Below are 15930 nucleotides of genomic sequence, written 5' to 3'. Positions count from 1 at the left end.
GTTTCCCCTGCAAATACGCTAAAATACTGTTTTTGTGAGAAATTTAGCGTTCGATGAAGCACGAAAGCGGAAAAAAGATATTCATTAAATCGTTTGGTTGCCAGATGAACGAATACGATGCGTCACGCATGATAGACCTGATGCGCGAGCATGAAGGCATGACGCAAACCGAGAACATGGAAGAAGCAGACGTGATCTTGCTCAACACCTGTTCAGTCCGTGAAAAAGCCGAAGAAAAAGTGTTTAGCCATCTCGGCCGCATGATTCCGCTCAAAGAAAAAAATCCCAACCTGGTGATTGGTGTCGGCGGTTGCGTGGCCAGCCAGGAAGGCGAGGCCATCATTCAGCGCGCGCCCTATGTCGATGTCGTGTTTGGTCCGCAAACCCTGCATCGGCTGCCCGAGCTGATCAAAGCCAAACAAGCGGCAGACAAGCCACAGGTAGACATTGCCTTCCCCGAGATTGAAAAGTTTGACCATTTGCCGCCGCCCCGCGTCGAAGGGGCGACTGCCTTTTTGAGCATTATGGAGGGCTGCAGCAAATATTGCAGCTTTTGCGTAGTACCTTATACCCGCGGCGAAGAGTTTTCTCGTCCGTTTGAAGACATCATTACCGAGGCGATCCAGTTGGCTGAGCAAGGCGTCAAAGAGATCACGCTGCTCGGCCAGAACGTGAACGCCTACCGCGTGCCTTATCAAGGCATCGAGGCCGATTTGCCACTGTTGATTGAAACCATCGCAGAAATCCCGCAAATCGAGCGTATCCGCTACACCACCAGCCACCCCAACGAAATGAGCGAGCGTCTGATTGCGTGCCATGCGACGGTGCCCAAGCTGGCCAACCAATTGCACCTGCCAGTGCAGGCAGGCAGTGACCGTATCTTGATGGCGATGAAGCGCAACTACACCGCGCTGCAATACAAAGGCCTGATCCGCAAACTGAAAGCTGCCAATCCGGCCCTGACCATCACCAGCGACATCATCGTCGGCTTTCCTGGTGAAACCGAAAAAGACTTTCAGGCCACACTCAAACTCATGCGCGATGTGGGATTTGATTACAGTTTCAGCTTTTTATACAGCCCGCGCCCAGGCACGCCGGCCAGCTACCTGCCCGACGAAACCCCGCAAGCCGACAAAGCGGCCTGGCTCAAGCAACTGCAAACCGAGAACGAAACCAATGGTGACGCCATCAGCCGCGCCATGCTGGGGACCGTGCAACGCGTGCTGATCGATGGCCCGTCGTGGAAAGACCCCAATTTGTTGGCAGGCAAAACCGATAACGGCCGCGTGGTGGATATCGCTGCCGATAGCCGCTATATCCACCAGATGGTGCAAGTCAAAATCACCGACGTCTACAACCCAAAACGCCTGGTTGGCGAAATTGTGAATTAAGCATGGAAATTACCCTCAGCCCCGAAGACAACCTGATGCTGGCCAACCTGTGCGGCCCGCTTGATGAAAATATCCGCCAACTGGCGAATGGTCTCGATATCGACATCAACCGCCGCGGCAGCACGTTTTACTTGAGCGGCAACCAAACCAATATGCGGCTGGGCGCGCAAATGCTAGAAAACTTCTACGCACGCTCAAAAAAGCCGATTGACCTCGAAGATATTCAGCTCGGCCTAGTAGAAATCGACAAACTCAAACCCGAAGAAGTCAGCAGCAGCGCCATGCCTGTACTGATGACGCGCCGCGGCGACCTGCATGGTCGCACCCCGCGCCAGGTCAGCTACTTGCAACAGATACAAGACCATGACATCACCTTTGGCATCGGCCCAGCGGGTACAGGTAAAACCTATCTGGCTGTCGCCAGTGCAGTGGATGCCATGACCCGTGACCGCGTGAAAAGAATCGTGTTAGTCCGCCCGGCTGTAGAAGCAGGTGAACGTTTAGGTTTTCTACCTGGTGATTTGAACCAAAAGGTCGACCCGTACCTGCGCCCTTTATATGACGCCTTGTATGACTTGGCTGGTTATGACACCGTGAACAAAATGTTTGAACGCGGCGCCATTGAAGTTGCCCCACTCGCCTATATGCGCGGCCGTACCTTGAACCAGAGTTTTATTATTCTGGACGAAGCGCAAAACACTACGCCCGAGCAAATGAAAATGTTCCTGACCCGCATCGGTTTTGGCACCAAAGCCGTGATTACCGGCGACGTGACACAGATTGACTTGCAACGCCACCAGAAAAGCGGCTTGGTCGAAGCGCAAAAGATTCTCAAAGAAGTGAAAGGCATCGCCTTTACCCAGTTTATGTCGCAAGACGTGGTAAGACATCCGTTGGTGCAGAAGATTATTAATGCTTATGAGAAGTTTGAGACCTCGCAGAAAGATTAGTCATAACGATACATCAACTTTAACCTAGCCCAATTTACTTTGATTCAATTGAGTAGTTTCTGATTACAATCGCCATATAAATTTAAGAATAAATCTTTTTGGTCACTACCGATAGATTTTATAACGCTAAACCCCTGAACCTTAGAGACAGTTAACTTAACTGTATTAGGACTCATTCCCATAATACTGAATCAAAAGTAAAAGATTCATAGTCCCTACGCCAAATCACTTCTTGAGTATTCACAACCAGCCACCAAGTCTGTTTTTCTGGTCTAGGCGTGTTCTCTTTAAACGCTTGCGGATTTAATACTGCAACACACCACGCTGGTTGCGGGTCTCTCACAGAGGTGTAAATGATGGCGCCTAACTTCACCTCCCTTGCTGTAACTGCTAAAGCTTGGGTCGGTTGATAGTTGGTTTTATGTTGCCATACCGCATCTTGATTAAACGGTGGATTTCTTAAATCAATGGCTTGGGTGGCGAGTGACACTTGAAAAGCGGTGTGTGGCACGGGCTCTATGCGGCTGAGTGCTGGCGCATCCATGAGAAAGCGCCAGCGCCAATAGCCGAGTTCAGCTGCGGCGGTACGAACTGTTTCTGCGGCATAAAACACGCCGGGGTCATTTGGACCGCGAAAGCGTGAACCTCCAGCGCGGCTGGGGTAACGGAATGGTGTGGAGAGCAAGTAATCAAGATGCTCGGTATCCGCGGCGTACGGTGGCTTGTTGCTATCGAGCAATGCTTCAAGCAGGGTTTGCTCGGCCTCAGTATCGACCAGCTTCATGGTGGAGGCGACATGTTGCGCCTCGACCATGCGCCAGGCCAACGATGCCCAAGCAAAAGCCTCAGACGATACCGCGTGAGGTGTCCAGATATTGGACGACACGAACCAGGCCTTCAGTTTGTTTAATCAGGTCGATGGGGCGCGCATTGAGCGCCAGGTTTTGATTGTTTAACCAGACACGGGCGGTTTCATCATTGTTGACAATGGAATCCAACGAGCGGAACGCTCGGACAAATAGCAAAGCAAAATCCCACTCTTTGCGTTTTTGGTCGAGGACATATTCACCACTATACAGGCGGGTAATGGTGGCAGGACTCAGGCCAAGAATGCTTGCCAACAAGGCTTTGGAAATCTGCAAACGCTCAGCCGCGCGACTTACCGCTTTGGTTAACACGGATTGTGCATCGGCTTGGGGGACGTTATTTTGTGTGGTCGCGACCATAGAAATTCCTTTCCATGGAAACTCTAACACAATATTATTTCAACAGGAATGTTTACTGTGTGTAAGTCGGAAACTTCTGCATCACTTTTTCAAATAAGGGGCTTTGCAACCACCCTTCTAACCAGCCACGCAGTTTCGGATATGCGCTGCTGGCAAACCACTCCGCATCTACTGCCGCAAACTGACGGATAAACGGGAAGATCGCGATATCGGCCATGCTGGGTTTATCGCCAAGCAAATAGTCATGCTGCTCTAATGCAGCTTCTAACCTCTGCAAAAACTGCTCACCTTGTTCACGATAAACCAGTTGCGCTTGCTCGTGGTAACGGTCAGGGTATTTATAGCGGTCAAGTGCTTGTTTAAACTCACCATCATTGATAGTTATCAGCGCGTTCACTGCATCGTGGTCTGCATTCAACCAACCTTGAGGATCGTTCTGGGCAAGTGCCCACTGCATGATATCCAGACTTTGCTCCAGCACAGTGCCGTCAGGCAATTGCAATACCGGCACGGTGCCTTTGGGGGAAATCTGTAGCAAATGTGCAGGTTTCTCTCGCAGGGAAATCTCTCGCACTTCTACCTGAATATTCGCCGCCCAGATCGCCATACGGGCGCGCATGGCGTAGGGGCAGCGGCGGTAGGAGTAAAGGATGGGCAATGCCATTAGAGCAAGGCTTTGCGGCAATCTTTAATTAACTGCGGGCCTTTATAGATGAGTCCGCTGTAGAGTTGAACCAGGCTGGCACCGGCCGCCATTTTCTCTTTGGCATCGTCGCCATTGAGAATACCACCGACGCCGATAATCGGCAGGCTGCCTTGCAAGCTGGCCGCCAGTGTTTGAATCACGCGTGTAGAACCCGCTTTTACCGGTGCGCCTGACAGCCCACCCGCCTCTTCCGAGTTTGGCAACCCGGCCACAGCATCGCGCGACAAGGTGGTGTTGGTGGCAATCACGCCGTCCATTTGGTGCTGCATGAGCAGTTCAGCAATTTCTTGTACTTGTTCGGTGGTTAAATCGGGGGCGATTTTGAGCACAACGGGCACATATTTGCCATGCAGTTGCGAGAGGATTTTTTGCTCGGCTTTGAGCGTCGCGAGCAGTTGGCCCAGCGCCTCTTTTTCTTGCAGGGCGCGCAGGTTTTTGGTGTTGGGTGAGGAGATATTCACCGTGATATAACTGGCATAGTTATACACCTTCCGCATGCAGCTCAGGTAGTCTTCAGCGGCACGGTCGTTCGGCGTATCGAAATTTTTGCCGATATTAATGCCCAGGATGCCTTTGAATTTGGACGCCTTCACATTCTGGATCAGTTGATCGACACCGAGGTTGTTAAAGCCAAAGCGGTTAATAATGGCCTCGGCTTGTGGCAAACGGAACAAGCGTGGTTTGGGGTTGCCAGGCTGCGGGCGTGGCGTGACGGTGCCCACCTCAATAAAGCCAAAGCCTAGCGCGGCCATGCCGTCAATCACAGCGGCATTTTTATCCAGCCCGGCCGCCAGGCCGACCGGGTTGGGAAACGTGAGGCCCATGACCTGCGTCGGTTGTGCAGGTAAACGGCAGGCGGCGAGTGTGAGCAGGCCGAGCTTTTCTGCACGTTTGAGCGATTGCAAAGTAATATCGTGTGCTTGCTCTGCATCCAGTTGAAACAGCAGAGGTTTAAGCAGCGAGTAAACATTCATCCGTTTGATTCCTGAACTTTTAATTTTCCAACTCTATCGTTGCATTTTGCCAGCAGTGACTGCCAGACAATACAGTCACCAGGTGTCGCTGACATGACTTTTGCGTTACATCAAAAACCATGATGTCATAAGGGTTCAAAATCCTCTACAGATTCATTGCGTGCAACATGATTCGCTTACTGGAGGAAACCCATGAAAATTTTGATTGATTTGTTATCGACTGACTACGGTTTAATGAGTTTTATCGTGATTGCTGTGATTTTAGTGGTCATGATTTGGGCAGGGATTTATGTCTATGTCAAAGCGCGACAATCATAAACCCTTTGCACTGACACGATACGCCGCCACTTAAACAAACCCCGCTTACGCGGGGTTTGTGGGTTTACAGCAATACTTTCTCAATGCCACCGTTATTGGCCTTCTGGATGTAATTTTCCATCCAGTTTTCACCCAGCACGTGCTTGGCCATTTCCACCACAATGTAGTCAGCTTCAATGCCAGTGTCATCACCATAGCGTGACAGACCTTGCAGGCAGCTTGGGCAAGACGTCAGGATTTTGACTGGCTGCTCGGGGGCGCCCACGGTCAAGCCCATTTTCTCCATGCCTTTTTCCAGCTCTTCCTGTTTGCGGAATTTGACCTGGGTAGCAATGTCAGGACGCGCCGCAGCAAAAGTGCCGGACTCACCGCAGCAGCGGTCATTCAACGTCACGTCAGTGCCCATCAGCTTGTTGGTGACTTCCAATGGCTTGTAAGTCTTCATCGGCGAGTGGCATGGGTCATGATACATATAGCGCGTACCGGTCACACTTTGCAGGCGCATGTCTTTTTCCATCAGGTACTCGTGGATGTCGAGCAGACGGCAGCCCGGGAAAATCTTCTCGAACTCGTACTTCTGCAACTGATCCATACAGGTGCCGCAAGACACAATCACGGTCTTGATATCCAGGTAGTTCAAGGTGTTGGCGACGCGGTGGAACAGCACGCGGTTGTCCGCCGTGATTTCCTGGCCCTTGTCGTGGTTGCCTGAGGCTGTTTGCGGGTAACCGCAGCACAGGTAGCCAGGTGGCAAGACCGTAATCGCGCCCACCTCGTACAACATGGCTTGAGTCGCCAGGCCGACGTTAGAGAACAGGCGCTCGGAGCCGCAGCCCGGGAAGTAGAACACGGCTTCCGAATCCTCGTTCACCTTTTGCGGGTTGCGGATGACCGGAATCATGGTGTCATCTTCCACGCCCAGCATGGCACGTGAGGTCTTGGACTGCATTTTCTTCGGCATCGGCCGGTTGATGAAGTGAATCACCTGCGCCTTGATCTCTGGCTTGCCCACCGTCGCCGGTGGTGCTTTTTTGTCCTTGAGCAGGCCAAATTTCTTGGCCAGGCTGTTAGCAATATTAATCGCCTTGTAGCCCATGCCTATCATGGTTGCACGCAAGAACTTGATGGTGGCCGGATCTTTGGCATTCAGATACAGCATACCGGCAGCCGTGCCAGGGTTGAATTTCTTCTTGCCTTGCTCGCGCAGGAAGTTACGCATCTTGACGGACACATCACCAAAGTCAATATTGACCGGGCAAGGTTTTTCACAACGGTGGCAGACCGTGCAATGGTCAGCCACATCGTTGAACTCGTCAAAGTGCTTGAGCGAAATGCCGCGACGGGTTTGCTCTTCGTACAAGAAGGCCTCGATCAGCAAGGAGGTGCCGAGAATCTTGTTACGTGGGGAATATAGCAAATTGGCGCGTGGCACGTGGGTAGAACACACGGGCTTACACTTGCCGCAACGCAAGCAGTCAGAAATATCATCGGCAATCTCGCCTATGGCAGACTGCTCCATGATGATGGACTCTTGCTCGAGCAAACCAAAGCTGGGGGTATAGGCGTTTTCCAGCCCGGAACCCATCATCAGTTTGCCTTTGTTGAAACGGCCTTCGGGGTCTACCTTGGCTTTGTAAGCAGCAAAGGTATCAATGGTGGCCTGATCCAGGAACTCCATCTTGGTGATACCGATCCCATGCTCGCCAGAAATCACGCCATTGAGGCTACGTGCCAGGGCCATCACGCGCGCAACAGCGGCGTGGGCGTCTTGCATCATGCCGTAGTCGTCAGAGTTGACCGGGATATTGGTATGCACGTTACCGTCACCAGCGTGCATGTGCAGTGCGATAAACACGCGGCTCTTCAACACGGCTTTCTGAATCTCATCCAGCTTGTCCAGAATCTTCTGGTATTCACGGCCAGCAAAAATATCCGCCATTGGCCGCTTGAGCTCGCGCTTCCAGGAAACGCGCAAATCGTAAGACTGCACGGCGCGGAACACGTTTTCATATTGGGCATAGGCCTTGCCCATCTCGCCCAGCACGGTGACAGGCTCGTCCAGGGTATTCAAAATCAGGCGCCATTTGGCACGCACATCACGCAACAACTGCAAGGCAATGTTTTGTTTGGATTTGACCCCTTCAGGGTCGGAGTTGCCGTCTTCATCCGGCTGCAAAGGCAGGTCACCAGCGACAAAGGCTTCCAGCGCATCCACCAGACGCAGCTTGTTATTGATAGACAGCTCGATATTAATCCGCTCAATGCCGTCGGAGTATTCGCCCAGGCGCGGCAATGGAATCACCACGTCTTCGTTAATCTTGAAGGCGTTGGTATGGCGGGCAATTGCCGCCGTGCGTGAACGGTCCAGCCAGAATTTTTTACGGGCCTCGGCCGAGACGGCAATAAAGCCTTCGCCGTTACGTGCATTACAGATGCGCACTACGGCAGAAGCCACTTCACCGACGGCGTTTTCATCATCAGACGCGATATCGCACAACAACACCATTTTTGGCCGTTGCTGGCGTGCGGCCTTGGTCGCATAGCCCACGGCTTTCACATAGCGCTCATCCATGTGCTCCAGACCGGCCATGATCACCGACGGGTCTTGCTTGGCAGTAGCGTCCAGATAATCCTTGATCTCGACAATCGCGGGCACGGCATGCGACACATTGCCAAAAAACTCCAGCGCAATGGTGCGTACATGTTTGGGCATGCGGTGCAAAATAAAGGTGGCAGAGGTAATCAGACCGTCACAACCCTCTTTTTGCACACCAGGCAAACCGGACAGAAACTTGTCGGTCACGTCTTTACCCAGGCCGACCTTACGGAAGCTCGGCCCCGGAATTTCAAGAATCTCAGGCTCGGACAGCAGGTTTTTATGGTCGATGTCGTAGCGGCTGATTTTAAAGCGCGCCATGTCAATATCGTGAATTTTGCCCAGGTTGTGATCCAGACGCTCCACTTCCAGCCAGGTCGCATCTGGCGTCACCATGCGCCATGAGGCGAGGTTATCCAGCGCCGTCCCCCACAGCACGGCTTTTTTACCACCAGCGTTCATGGCGACGTTACCACCAATGCAACAGGCATCGGCAGAGGTCGGGTCGCAGGCGAATTCCAGGCCGGCAGCCGTGGCCGCATCCATGGCGCGACGGGTCACTACACCCGCGCCGCACTCAATCGTAGCCACCTGACGGGAGACGCCGGGCAAGGTGCGCATTTGCACACCTGAGTGTTGGTCCAGTTTTTCGGTGTTGATGACTGCAGACAATGGCGTCAACGGTACCGCGCCGCCCGTGTAACCCGTTCCGCCCCCACGTGGAATAATGGTCAGACCCAATTCGATACAGGCGCGCACCAGATAAGAGATCTCGGCTTCAGTATCCGGGTTGATCACCACAAAGGGATATTCGACGCGCCAGTCGGTGGCGTCTGTCACATGTGAGACACGTGCCAAGCCATCAAACTGCACATTGTCTTTGCGAGTGTACTTGGTCAGTTTGGCCAGGGCTTTTTTGCGTAACTCGGCCGTTTGCTTGAAATCATCGGCAAACTTCTCTACCGCTTTGGTCGCCGCAGAGACCAGTTTTTGTACTTTTTCATTGCCACCGCTACGCTCCTGAATGGCAGCAATACGGTGGTATAGCGCCTCGATCAAGGCCTTGCGGCGCTTGGGATTTTCCAGCAGGTCATCTTGCAGATAAGGGTTGCGTGACACCACCCACAAATCGCCCAACACCTCAAACAGCATGCGCGCACTGCGGCCTGTTTTACGCTCGGCGCGCAGCACATTAAGGATTTCCCAGATTTCTTCGCCGAGAAACCGGATGACGATTTCGCGGTCAGAGAAGGAGGTATAGTTGTACGGAATTTCGCGTAATCGTGCGAGAGGGGTAGAATTGCGCTTTAACAAATCTGCGTTGACAGGTGCGTTCATTGATAATTTATCAAAAACAAAAGTCAATTATACCATGTCGTATACAGCACAAACACGTTACACGGCCTATGGTTTTTAGCGTGCATTTTTGAGTCATCCGTTTTTTAAGAGGCTAAGTTGAAATCAATATTCAGAACATGGGGCGTAGCAATAGTTGCATTGGCGCTCATCGCAGGCCTGGTATTTGCTGTCATGCAAAAACCGCAGGCACCAGAAGTCACCTTCACCACGCTGGATGGCCAGAAAATCAGCATGCAAAGCCTGCGCGGCAAAACGGTGCTGGTCAATTTCTGGGCGACAGACTGCCCGGGCTGCATCAAGGAGATGCCTGACCTCATCCACACTTACCAGCAGTACAAAGACAAAAACCTGGTGGTGATTGCCGTGGCGATGCCGTATGACCCGCCTGCGCAAGTGCTCAATTACACCCAGGAAAAAGCGCTGCCGTTTGCCGTCATGCATGACGGTTACGGCGAAATGGTCAGGGCGTTTGGCAATGTCAACTTGACCCCGACCACCTTTATCTTTGACGGCAACGGCAACCGCATCCAGAAAACCATAGGCGAACTTAACTTTGCCGAATTACACAAACTCCTGAATCAGAAAGCCAGCTAAATGTTGTGGGTCAAAGCGCTACATATTATTTTTGTCACCAGTTGGTTCGCCGGCCTGTTTTACCTGCCCCGTATCTACGTCAACCTGGCGATGGAAACAGAAACTCACGCCTATGCGCGCTTGCTGCTCATGGCGCAAAAACTTTACCGTTTCATGCAGCCCCTCATGCTGCTGGCGCTCGCATTTGGCTTATGGTTATGGCTGGGTTACGGCATCACCGGTGGCTGGATGCATGCCAAACTGACCCTGATCATCCTGCTGATTGGCTACCATCACTATTGCGGCAAACTGCTTAAACAATTTCTTGCGCAGCAAAACAAGCGTAGTCATGTCTGGTTTCGCTGGTTTAATGAAGTCCCGGTGCTGATCCTGTTCGCCGTGGTGATTCTGGTGGTCGTCAAGCCATTTTAAGCAGGTATGTTGCACGCATTATTACAATCAGATTGGCTGATAACCATGCTGGACAAGTCCGGCAAGCAGGCCGCGCACAAGCTGCTAGGCTTATTCAATATTCTGGATGACTTGCTCTCCAGCCCGCTCGCAGAGGCGCAAACCACGCCCGCGACAACATCGACCCAGCCTGGGCGACTGCAGGCATACCTGAGCACACAGGCACAACTGGCAGGCGCGCGCCTGCCTGACATGCTCGCTAACCAGTTATATTTCATGGCACTAAGCGCCTGTCAGGAAAAGCTGGCACACAGACAATCCAGCGCCCTGCAACATGCAAAACAGGCAGCAAAAGCACTTATCGACGAGCAAACCAAACTGCAAATCGACTGGCTGGCCATCCGCAACTATGGCGTGGTGGCGGTCACCTTGGTCTGTGGCGTCGTGGGCGGTTATTACTGGCATATGCAGCTCGAATCCGCGCCCAGCCTCCAGACCGCAGCGGTGCATCAGCCTCCGCCCCGCCCGTTATCATTCGAGGCCAGTCCCACCGAAACCGCAGCCATTTACAGCCGCCTCGAAACCATGAAACATGGTGATTGCCGACTGATCGAAGCGATTCAACTGCCAGAACGTTTGAAAAGCGTTTACATCGAAAACATCATCAATGGTCACGTCACAACCAACCGTGACGAGCAAGTACTGGTCAACCAGCTGCTTGACCAGGTGCAATGCAATTACACGCCCAAACTGATGGCCAACTCCAGACAGTAGACTGCCTGACAATAAAACAGGCCGTCGTTGCATAACAAAAAAGCCGCCACTGCTCGTGACGGCTTTTTTTACAGCAAACGCTGATTTATTGGAACAGGGTTTTAAGCTGATTCAAACCACCATCGTAAACGCCTTTAATCGCGTCAGAGGCTGCTTTTTCATCTGCAGGCGCTTTTGGCAAGAAATGACTTTCCCACACCACCACAGACTTGCCATCCCCATTGCTATGCACACTCACGGTGGATGCGTAGTCATTCACCGGTAACACGCCATCAGTGATCCTGTAGCCATAGCTTTTCTGTTTTGGATTGTAAGCGGTCAGTGTTTCATTCACTTTGCCGCCATCCTTGAGCGTCAGCACGCGTTTGGCGCCCACGCTGTTATTTTTACCCGCAACGATCTCGGTTTTGGCAACGGCTGGATGCCAGGCACCCAAATCGCCAAAGTCAGAGACTTTTTTCCAGACCACGTCTACCGGCTGATTCAGCTCCACAGATTTAACGACATACAGTGGCTCGGCCGCAAATGCCGTGCTTGAGAGGGCGAACAGGCTAGCTAATAATAATTGACGCATGATTTTCTCCTTGTTGTAGATGAAGTACATTGTAAATAAATTGACCATAAATGTATACTATACGGTATAGTATATTTAACACGGCAAGCAAAGTCAAACAATAGGATTTGTTCCCTGGCTGAAAGTTCTGGGGGTATACAAACTTGTATAGGGTGTTATAATTTTAGGCATGAATGCGCTTAAGCAAAAAATTTTGCAGGTATCGACGGATCTGTTCCAGACACGTGGCATTAATTCCACGGGGGTAGACACGATTGTGGCTGTCGCAGGCACCACCAAAATGACGCTTTACAAGTATTTTGAAAACAAGGAAGAACTGATCCTGGCCGTGTTGCAACAGAGCCACCAGGACTTTCAGGACTGGATGAATGAAAAACTGGGCGGTCTTGGTGGCAGCCCAAATGAAAAAATCCAAAAACTGTTTGAGTTTATTGAAGAGTGGGTGACTTCCCCCTCGTTCACCGGGATCGCTTTTATCAAGGCTTCCGCCGAGTTCCCCAATGAAGAAAACCGGATTCATCAGCTGTCTTCGCAACAGTCCCGTGAATTCAGGCAATTTATTACCAAGCTGGCACAAGAAGCCAATATCAAAGATGCCGAAGGACTGGCGCTGCAACTCTCCATTCTGTTTGAAGGTGCCGTACAGGCCGAGCAAATCAAACGCGGCTCAGGCGCCATCAAGTCTGCCAAAAAGGCCGCCAAAACGCTGATTGATCTGGCCATCAAGCAGTCGTGACCACTCTTAGCCGCTCGTAACACTTGCCACACTGCTGGCGCACAGCAATAATAGCCCTACTTTTATCCAACCCCGTATTCACTTCATGAAAATTCTTATTTGCGGCTCACTCGCCTACGACACCATCATGGTGTTCCCTGACCAGTTTAAAAATCATATTCTGGCAGACAAAATTCATAAACTGAGCGTGGCATTTCTGGTCCCTGAAATGCGCCGCGAATTTGGCGGCACCGCGGGCAATATTGCCTACAACCTGCAATTGCTCGAAGGCCAGCCGCAGATCATGGCGACAACCGGGGATGACTTTGCCCCCTATGAGGCATGGCTGAACCAGCATCATATTGATACGCAGCACATCAAGGCGATTGCTGGTACCTACACTGCTCAAGCATTTATCACCACCGACATGGATGATAACCAGATTACCGCGTTTCACCCCGGGGCCATGCAATATGCGCATACCAACAGCGTGAACGAGGCCAAAGATATTGCCTTGGCCATCATTGCCCCGGATGGTCGCGATGCCATGTTCCAGCACGCAAAAGAGTGTCATGAGGCCGGGATTCCCTTCATGTTTGATCCGGGCCAGGGCTTGCCGATGTTTAATGGCGAAGAACTCATGCACTTTATTGAAATGGCTGACTATCTGGCAGTGAACGATTACGAGTCACAAGTCATCCAAGACAAAACAGGGCTCAGTCTGGAACAACTGGCGGCCAAGGTCAAAGCCTTGATTGTGACCTTGGGTAGCGAGGGCTCGCATATTTATGCTGATGGTCAACGCCATGACATTCCGTGCGTTAAAGCAGATAAGGTCGTAGACCCAACAGGATGTGGCGATGCTTACCGTGCTGGCCTGCTGTATGGCATTGTGCGTGGCTGGGACTGGAAAGCCTGTGGTCGGCTGGCGTCTACCATGGGCGCGATCAAGATTGCGAGCCGTGGCGGGCAGAATCACCAGCCGAGCCGGGCCGAGATTGAAAACATTTACAGTCACGCCCTGGTACAGGATGCCTTGAAAGAGGATCCTAGTCTGGGCCAGGCTACCCATTAAAAGAAGCTTGTTCAATATTGGAGAAAAAAATGAAAACACGTGTATTGCAATGGCTTGCTGTCGCATTGGTCACCGGCATTCTGGCCGCGTGCGCGAGCTCTAACTCTGGTAGTGTGTATTCGCGTGATGAAGCACGCAGAGCACAAACGGTGAAAACCGGGGTAGTGGAAAGCGTGCGTGCCGTCAAACTTGAAGGTACCAAGTCCCCTGTCGGCACGATCGCAGGGGGGGCAATTGGTGGGATTGCTGGCAGCTCAGTGGGCGGTGGTCGCGGCAGCGCGATTGCAGCTGTCATTGGTGCCGTCGCCGGTGGCCTGGCTGGTTCAGCCGCCGAAGAAGCCGTCACCCGCAAAAACGCACTGGAAATCACCGTCAAACTGGATGGCGGCGGCCTGGTGGCCATCGTGCAGGAAGCAGACGAACAGTTTAATGCGGGCGACCGTGTACGCATCGTTGAAAACGGCGGCACCTCACGTGTTTCCCACTAACAGAAGCAGGCGTTAAGCGCCGCATGGCAACCATCCCCTTCTGGGGTGTGGTCCTTAAAAAGAGCAGCCTAGGCTGCTCTTTTTGTTAGTGCATGGGGCATGTCCGCCACCATAGTCAACGTCACAGAATTGTCATGTGAACGTCACCAATCATTCATGTGACACTTCTAATATCACCCTAAACCTCAACCAAGGAGTCGCGTGATGTTAGAACGCAATTTGCAGGAACATGGCCTATATCAAGCCGAAATTCAGCCAACTACCGAGAACAACCGTAAAGTCAACTCAACGCTGAGTGTTGCTCTGGCAACAACCGCAGAAGAAATCATGGAAGCGCAACGCTTGCGCTATCAGGTGTTTGCTGAAGAAATGGGCGCGCAGATCAAGAGCCAGAATGGCCTTGATGTAGACGGCTTCGATGCCTTTTGCGATCACTTACTGGTCCGCGATGATGCCACGCAGCAAGTGGTGGGCACTTACCGCATCCTGAACCCGATGCAGGCCATGCTGGCAGGCGGTTACTACTCTGCCGGAGAGTTTGATTTGAGCCGTCTGGCTCCCTTGTCTGACCGGATGGTAGAAGTGGGCCGTGCCTGTGTGCATGCCGATTATCGCACCGGTGGCACCATCACCATGTTGTGGGCAGGCCTGGCCAAATACATGATGGCCCGCCAGTATGAATACATGATTGGTTGCGCCAGCATTTCCATGCACGATGGCGGCCACACCGCTGCCTCGCTGTTCAACAGCCTGCGAGAAGACTATCTGTCTCCCGCGGAATATCGTGTGTTTCCGCACCATCCATTGCCGATCGAGGCCCTGGATCAGTCACTCGAAGTGACCTGCCCACCCTTGGTGAAAGGCTATTTGCGCCTGGGGGCTTATATTTGTGGCGAACCTGCCTGGGATCCGGCTTTTAATACAGCCGATATGCTGGTATTGTTACCTTTATCCAGAATCAATCCCAGATATGCTGCGCATTTCTTGAAATAACTTGCCAAAAACAAATTTTCTTACCTTCTGCTGGCGCACCGCCCGCATTTTTCTCCACACACTCACCGGACTCACATTGGCAACGCTCGTGTTGCCTGTGTGTGGCCGTCGTGGCCGCGAGCAGCTGATTCGCTGGTGGTGTGCCAAACTATTGCGCTGTTTTAACCTGCAGTTATCGGTGAGCGGCGTACGCCCGGCGCCGCAGTCCAAGCATGTGCTGTTTGTTGCCAACCATATTTCCTGGTCAGATATCCATGCCTTGAACAGCCTGATTCCAGTGCGTTTTGTCGCAAAAGTCGAAATCAAGGATTGGCCAGTGTTTGGCTATCTGGTCAAAAAGTCTGGCACCATTTTTATTAACCGGACACGCCAACGTGATGCGGCACGCGTGCTGAAAGTAGTCACGCAGGCGATGAAACTGGGGGACAATCTGTGCGTGTTTCCCGAAGGCACCACCACCGATGGACAGCAAGTATTACCGTTTAAAAGTAGCCTGATTCAGGCCGCGATTGATGCAGAGGCGACGGTGATCCCGATTGCAATCCACTATCCCATGCCTGACGGCAGCCCTAACTTGGCAGCAGCGTATGCCGGCGAAACCAGCATGATCGAATCCATGCTGTCTTTTCTGAACATGCAGTCACCCAAAGTGCATTTGCATTTTTGTGCGCCGATAGAGGCGCGCCTGCTGGACCGGCAAACGCTGGCCAGCCAGGCAAGAAATGAAATCATGGCGCGCTTACCCTGGGCGACCGTGCCTGAAACCGTCAGCGAACCAGCGGTGCAAAAGCAAGCCTGACCGTGATG

17 protein-coding genes are annotated in these 15930 nt (G+C 52.3%); 11 read left to right on the top strand and 6 right to left on the bottom strand.

What is annotated here, in order from left to right; all coding sequences use genetic code 11:
* Positions 1-53: 53 nt before the first annotated feature.
* A complete protein-coding gene (gene miaB, locus ACFQ1T_RS02325; RefSeq protein ID WP_379073686.1) occupies positions 54-1391 on the top strand; it encodes a tRNA (N6-isopentenyl adenosine(37)-C2)-methylthiotransferase MiaB in 1338 nt (445 codons plus the stop codon).
* A gap of 2 nt (positions 1392-1393) precedes the next feature.
* Entirely contained in the window at positions 1394-2341 is a 948-nt protein-coding gene (locus tag ACFQ1T_RS02320) for a PhoH family protein (RefSeq protein ID WP_379073684.1), read from the top strand.
* Positions 2342-2513: 172 nt separating this feature from the next.
* On the opposite strand, the gene ACFQ1T_RS02315 is transcribed toward ACFQ1T_RS02320, so the two are convergent.
* From ACFQ1T_RS02315 to ACFQ1T_RS02300, 4 genes are read right to left on the bottom strand one after another with little or no spacing between them, the layout of a single operon-like run.
* Positions 2514-3227: an RES family NAD+ phosphorylase gene (locus ACFQ1T_RS02315; RefSeq protein ID WP_379073682.1), complete on the bottom strand. Its 714-nt coding sequence runs from the start codon at positions 3225-3227 to the stop codon at positions 2514-2516.
* Positions 3187-3567, bottom strand: coding sequence for an antitoxin Xre-like helix-turn-helix domain-containing protein (locus tag ACFQ1T_RS02310; RefSeq protein WP_275356742.1), 381 nt, complete (start codon positions 3565-3567; stop codon positions 3187-3189). The genes ACFQ1T_RS02315 and ACFQ1T_RS02310 overlap by 41 nt, the downstream gene beginning before the upstream one ends.
* Before the next feature lie 52 nt (positions 3568-3619).
* Complete coding sequence (locus tag ACFQ1T_RS02305; RefSeq protein WP_379073680.1) at positions 3620-4231, bottom strand: glutathione S-transferase; 612 nt, start codon at positions 4229-4231, stop codon at positions 3620-3622.
* A complete protein-coding gene (locus ACFQ1T_RS02300) occupies positions 4231-5247 on the bottom strand; it encodes a quinone-dependent dihydroorotate dehydrogenase (RefSeq protein WP_313987149.1) in 1017 nt (338 codons plus the stop codon). The genes ACFQ1T_RS02305 and ACFQ1T_RS02300 overlap by 1 nt, the downstream gene beginning before the upstream one ends.
* A 192-nt stretch (positions 5248-5439) precedes the next feature.
* On the opposite strand from ACFQ1T_RS02300, the gene ACFQ1T_RS02295 reads away from it, so the two are divergent.
* Complete coding sequence (locus ACFQ1T_RS02295; protein WP_194749452.1) at positions 5440-5565, top strand: DUF3149 domain-containing protein; 126 nt, start codon at positions 5440-5442, stop codon at positions 5563-5565.
* A gap of 64 nt (positions 5566-5629) precedes the next feature.
* Here the strand turns inward: ACFQ1T_RS02295 and ACFQ1T_RS02290 are convergent, their stop codons facing one another.
* Positions 5630-9499, bottom strand: coding sequence for a DUF3683 domain-containing protein (locus ACFQ1T_RS02290; protein WP_379073677.1), 3870 nt, complete (start codon positions 9497-9499; stop codon positions 5630-5632).
* 117 nt (positions 9500-9616) lie between these two features.
* Between ACFQ1T_RS02290 and ACFQ1T_RS02285 the strand changes: the two genes are divergently transcribed.
* The 3 genes from ACFQ1T_RS02285 to ACFQ1T_RS02275 are packed head-to-tail and all read left to right on the top strand — an operon-like array spanning position 9617 to position 11278.
* On the top strand, positions 9617-10114 hold the full coding sequence (locus tag ACFQ1T_RS02285) for a TlpA disulfide reductase family protein (RefSeq protein WP_379073675.1): 498 nt from the start codon (positions 9617-9619) through the stop codon (positions 10112-10114).
* Positions 10115-10525, top strand: a complete 411-nt coding sequence (locus tag ACFQ1T_RS02280) for a CopD family protein (RefSeq protein WP_379073673.1) — start codon at positions 10115-10117, stop codon at positions 10523-10525. It abuts the gene before it with no gap.
* Positions 10526-10531: 6 nt separating this feature from the next.
* Positions 10532-11278: a hypothetical protein gene (locus ACFQ1T_RS02275; protein WP_313987140.1), complete on the top strand. Its 747-nt coding sequence runs from the start codon at positions 10532-10534 to the stop codon at positions 11276-11278.
* Between the two features lie 85 nt (positions 11279-11363).
* On the opposite strand, the gene ACFQ1T_RS02270 is transcribed toward ACFQ1T_RS02275, so the two are convergent.
* The gene (locus ACFQ1T_RS02270) at positions 11364-11852 is read right to left on the bottom strand and encodes an SRPBCC family protein (RefSeq protein ID WP_379073671.1); all 489 of its coding nucleotides are present in this window, start codon (positions 11850-11852) and stop codon (positions 11364-11366) included.
* A 169-nt stretch (positions 11853-12021) separates the two neighbouring features.
* Here ACFQ1T_RS02270 and ACFQ1T_RS02265 point away from each other — a divergent pair, with 169 nt between their 5' ends.
* From ACFQ1T_RS02265 to ACFQ1T_RS02245, 5 genes are all read left to right on the top strand, one after another.
* Positions 12022-12588 (top strand): TetR/AcrR family transcriptional regulator, encoded by a 567-nt coding sequence (locus ACFQ1T_RS02265; protein ID WP_194749446.1) that lies wholly within the window; start codon positions 12022-12024, stop codon positions 12586-12588.
* Between the two features lie 85 nt (positions 12589-12673).
* The gene (locus ACFQ1T_RS02260; RefSeq protein WP_379073669.1) at positions 12674-13642 is read left to right on the top strand and encodes a carbohydrate kinase family protein; all 969 of its coding nucleotides are present in this window, start codon (positions 12674-12676) and stop codon (positions 13640-13642) included.
* A 29-nt stretch (positions 13643-13671) separates the two neighbouring features.
* On the top strand, positions 13672-14130 hold the full coding sequence (locus ACFQ1T_RS02255; RefSeq protein ID WP_379073667.1) for an outer membrane lipoprotein: 459 nt from the start codon (positions 13672-13674) through the stop codon (positions 14128-14130).
* A gap of 204 nt (positions 14131-14334) precedes the next feature.
* Positions 14335-15123 (top strand): GNAT family N-acetyltransferase, encoded by a 789-nt coding sequence (locus tag ACFQ1T_RS02250; RefSeq protein ID WP_194749443.1) that lies wholly within the window; start codon positions 14335-14337, stop codon positions 15121-15123.
* 76 nt (positions 15124-15199) lie between these two features.
* Entirely contained in the window at positions 15200-15922 is a 723-nt protein-coding gene (locus tag ACFQ1T_RS02245) for a lysophospholipid acyltransferase family protein (protein ID WP_275356734.1), read from the top strand.
* The last annotated feature ends 8 nt before the right edge of the window (positions 15923-15930 follow it).

It is taken from the genome of Methylophilus glucosoxydans, from assembly GCF_042676145.1.
GTDB classification, from domain to species: Bacteria; Pseudomonadota; Gammaproteobacteria; order Burkholderiales; family Methylophilaceae; genus Methylophilus; species Methylophilus glucosoxydans.
Note: the sequence above shows the minus strand (reverse complement) of the source record. Positions and strands in the feature narration are given on the sequence as shown.

Bases quoted from the DNA above. Each gene is read 5' to 3' on its own strand.
- ACFQ1T_RS02290 (WP_379073677.1), bottom strand. From the start codon at position 9,499: ATGAACGCACCTGTCAACGCAGATTTGTTAAAGCGCAATTCTACCCCT.
- ACFQ1T_RS02305 (WP_379073680.1), bottom strand. From the start codon at position 4,231: ATGGCATTGCCCATCCTTTACTCCTACCGCCGCTGCCCCTACGCCATG.
- ACFQ1T_RS02270 (WP_379073671.1), bottom strand. From the start codon at position 11,852: ATGCGTCAATTATTATTAGCTAGCCTGTTCGCCCTCTCAAGCACGGCA.
- ACFQ1T_RS02320 (WP_379073684.1), top strand. From the start codon at position 1,394: ATGGAAATTACCCTCAGCCCCGAAGACAACCTGATGCTGGCCAACCTG.
- ACFQ1T_RS02295 (WP_194749452.1), top strand. From the start codon at position 5,440: ATGAAAATTTTGATTGATTTGTTATCGACTGACTACGGTTTAATGAGT.
- ACFQ1T_RS02255 (WP_379073667.1), top strand. From the start codon at position 13,672: ATGAAAACACGTGTATTGCAATGGCTTGCTGTCGCATTGGTCACCGGC.
- ACFQ1T_RS02310 (WP_275356742.1), bottom strand. From the start codon at position 3,567: ATGGTCGCGACCACACAAAATAACGTCCCCCAAGCCGATGCACAATCC.
- ACFQ1T_RS02260 (WP_379073669.1), top strand. From the start codon at position 12,674: ATGAAAATTCTTATTTGCGGCTCACTCGCCTACGACACCATCATGGTG.
- ACFQ1T_RS02250 (WP_194749443.1), top strand. From the start codon at position 14,335: ATGTTAGAACGCAATTTGCAGGAACATGGCCTATATCAAGCCGAAATT.
- miaB (WP_379073686.1), top strand. From the start codon at position 54: ATGAAGCACGAAAGCGGAAAAAAGATATTCATTAAATCGTTTGGTTGC.
- ACFQ1T_RS02280 (WP_379073673.1), top strand. From the start codon at position 10,115: ATGTTGTGGGTCAAAGCGCTACATATTATTTTTGTCACCAGTTGGTTC.
- ACFQ1T_RS02275 (WP_313987140.1), top strand. From the start codon at position 10,532: ATGTTGCACGCATTATTACAATCAGATTGGCTGATAACCATGCTGGAC.
- ACFQ1T_RS02300 (WP_313987149.1), bottom strand. From the start codon at position 5,247: ATGAATGTTTACTCGCTGCTTAAACCTCTGCTGTTTCAACTGGATGCA.
- ACFQ1T_RS02265 (WP_194749446.1), top strand. From the start codon at position 12,022: ATGAATGCGCTTAAGCAAAAAATTTTGCAGGTATCGACGGATCTGTTC.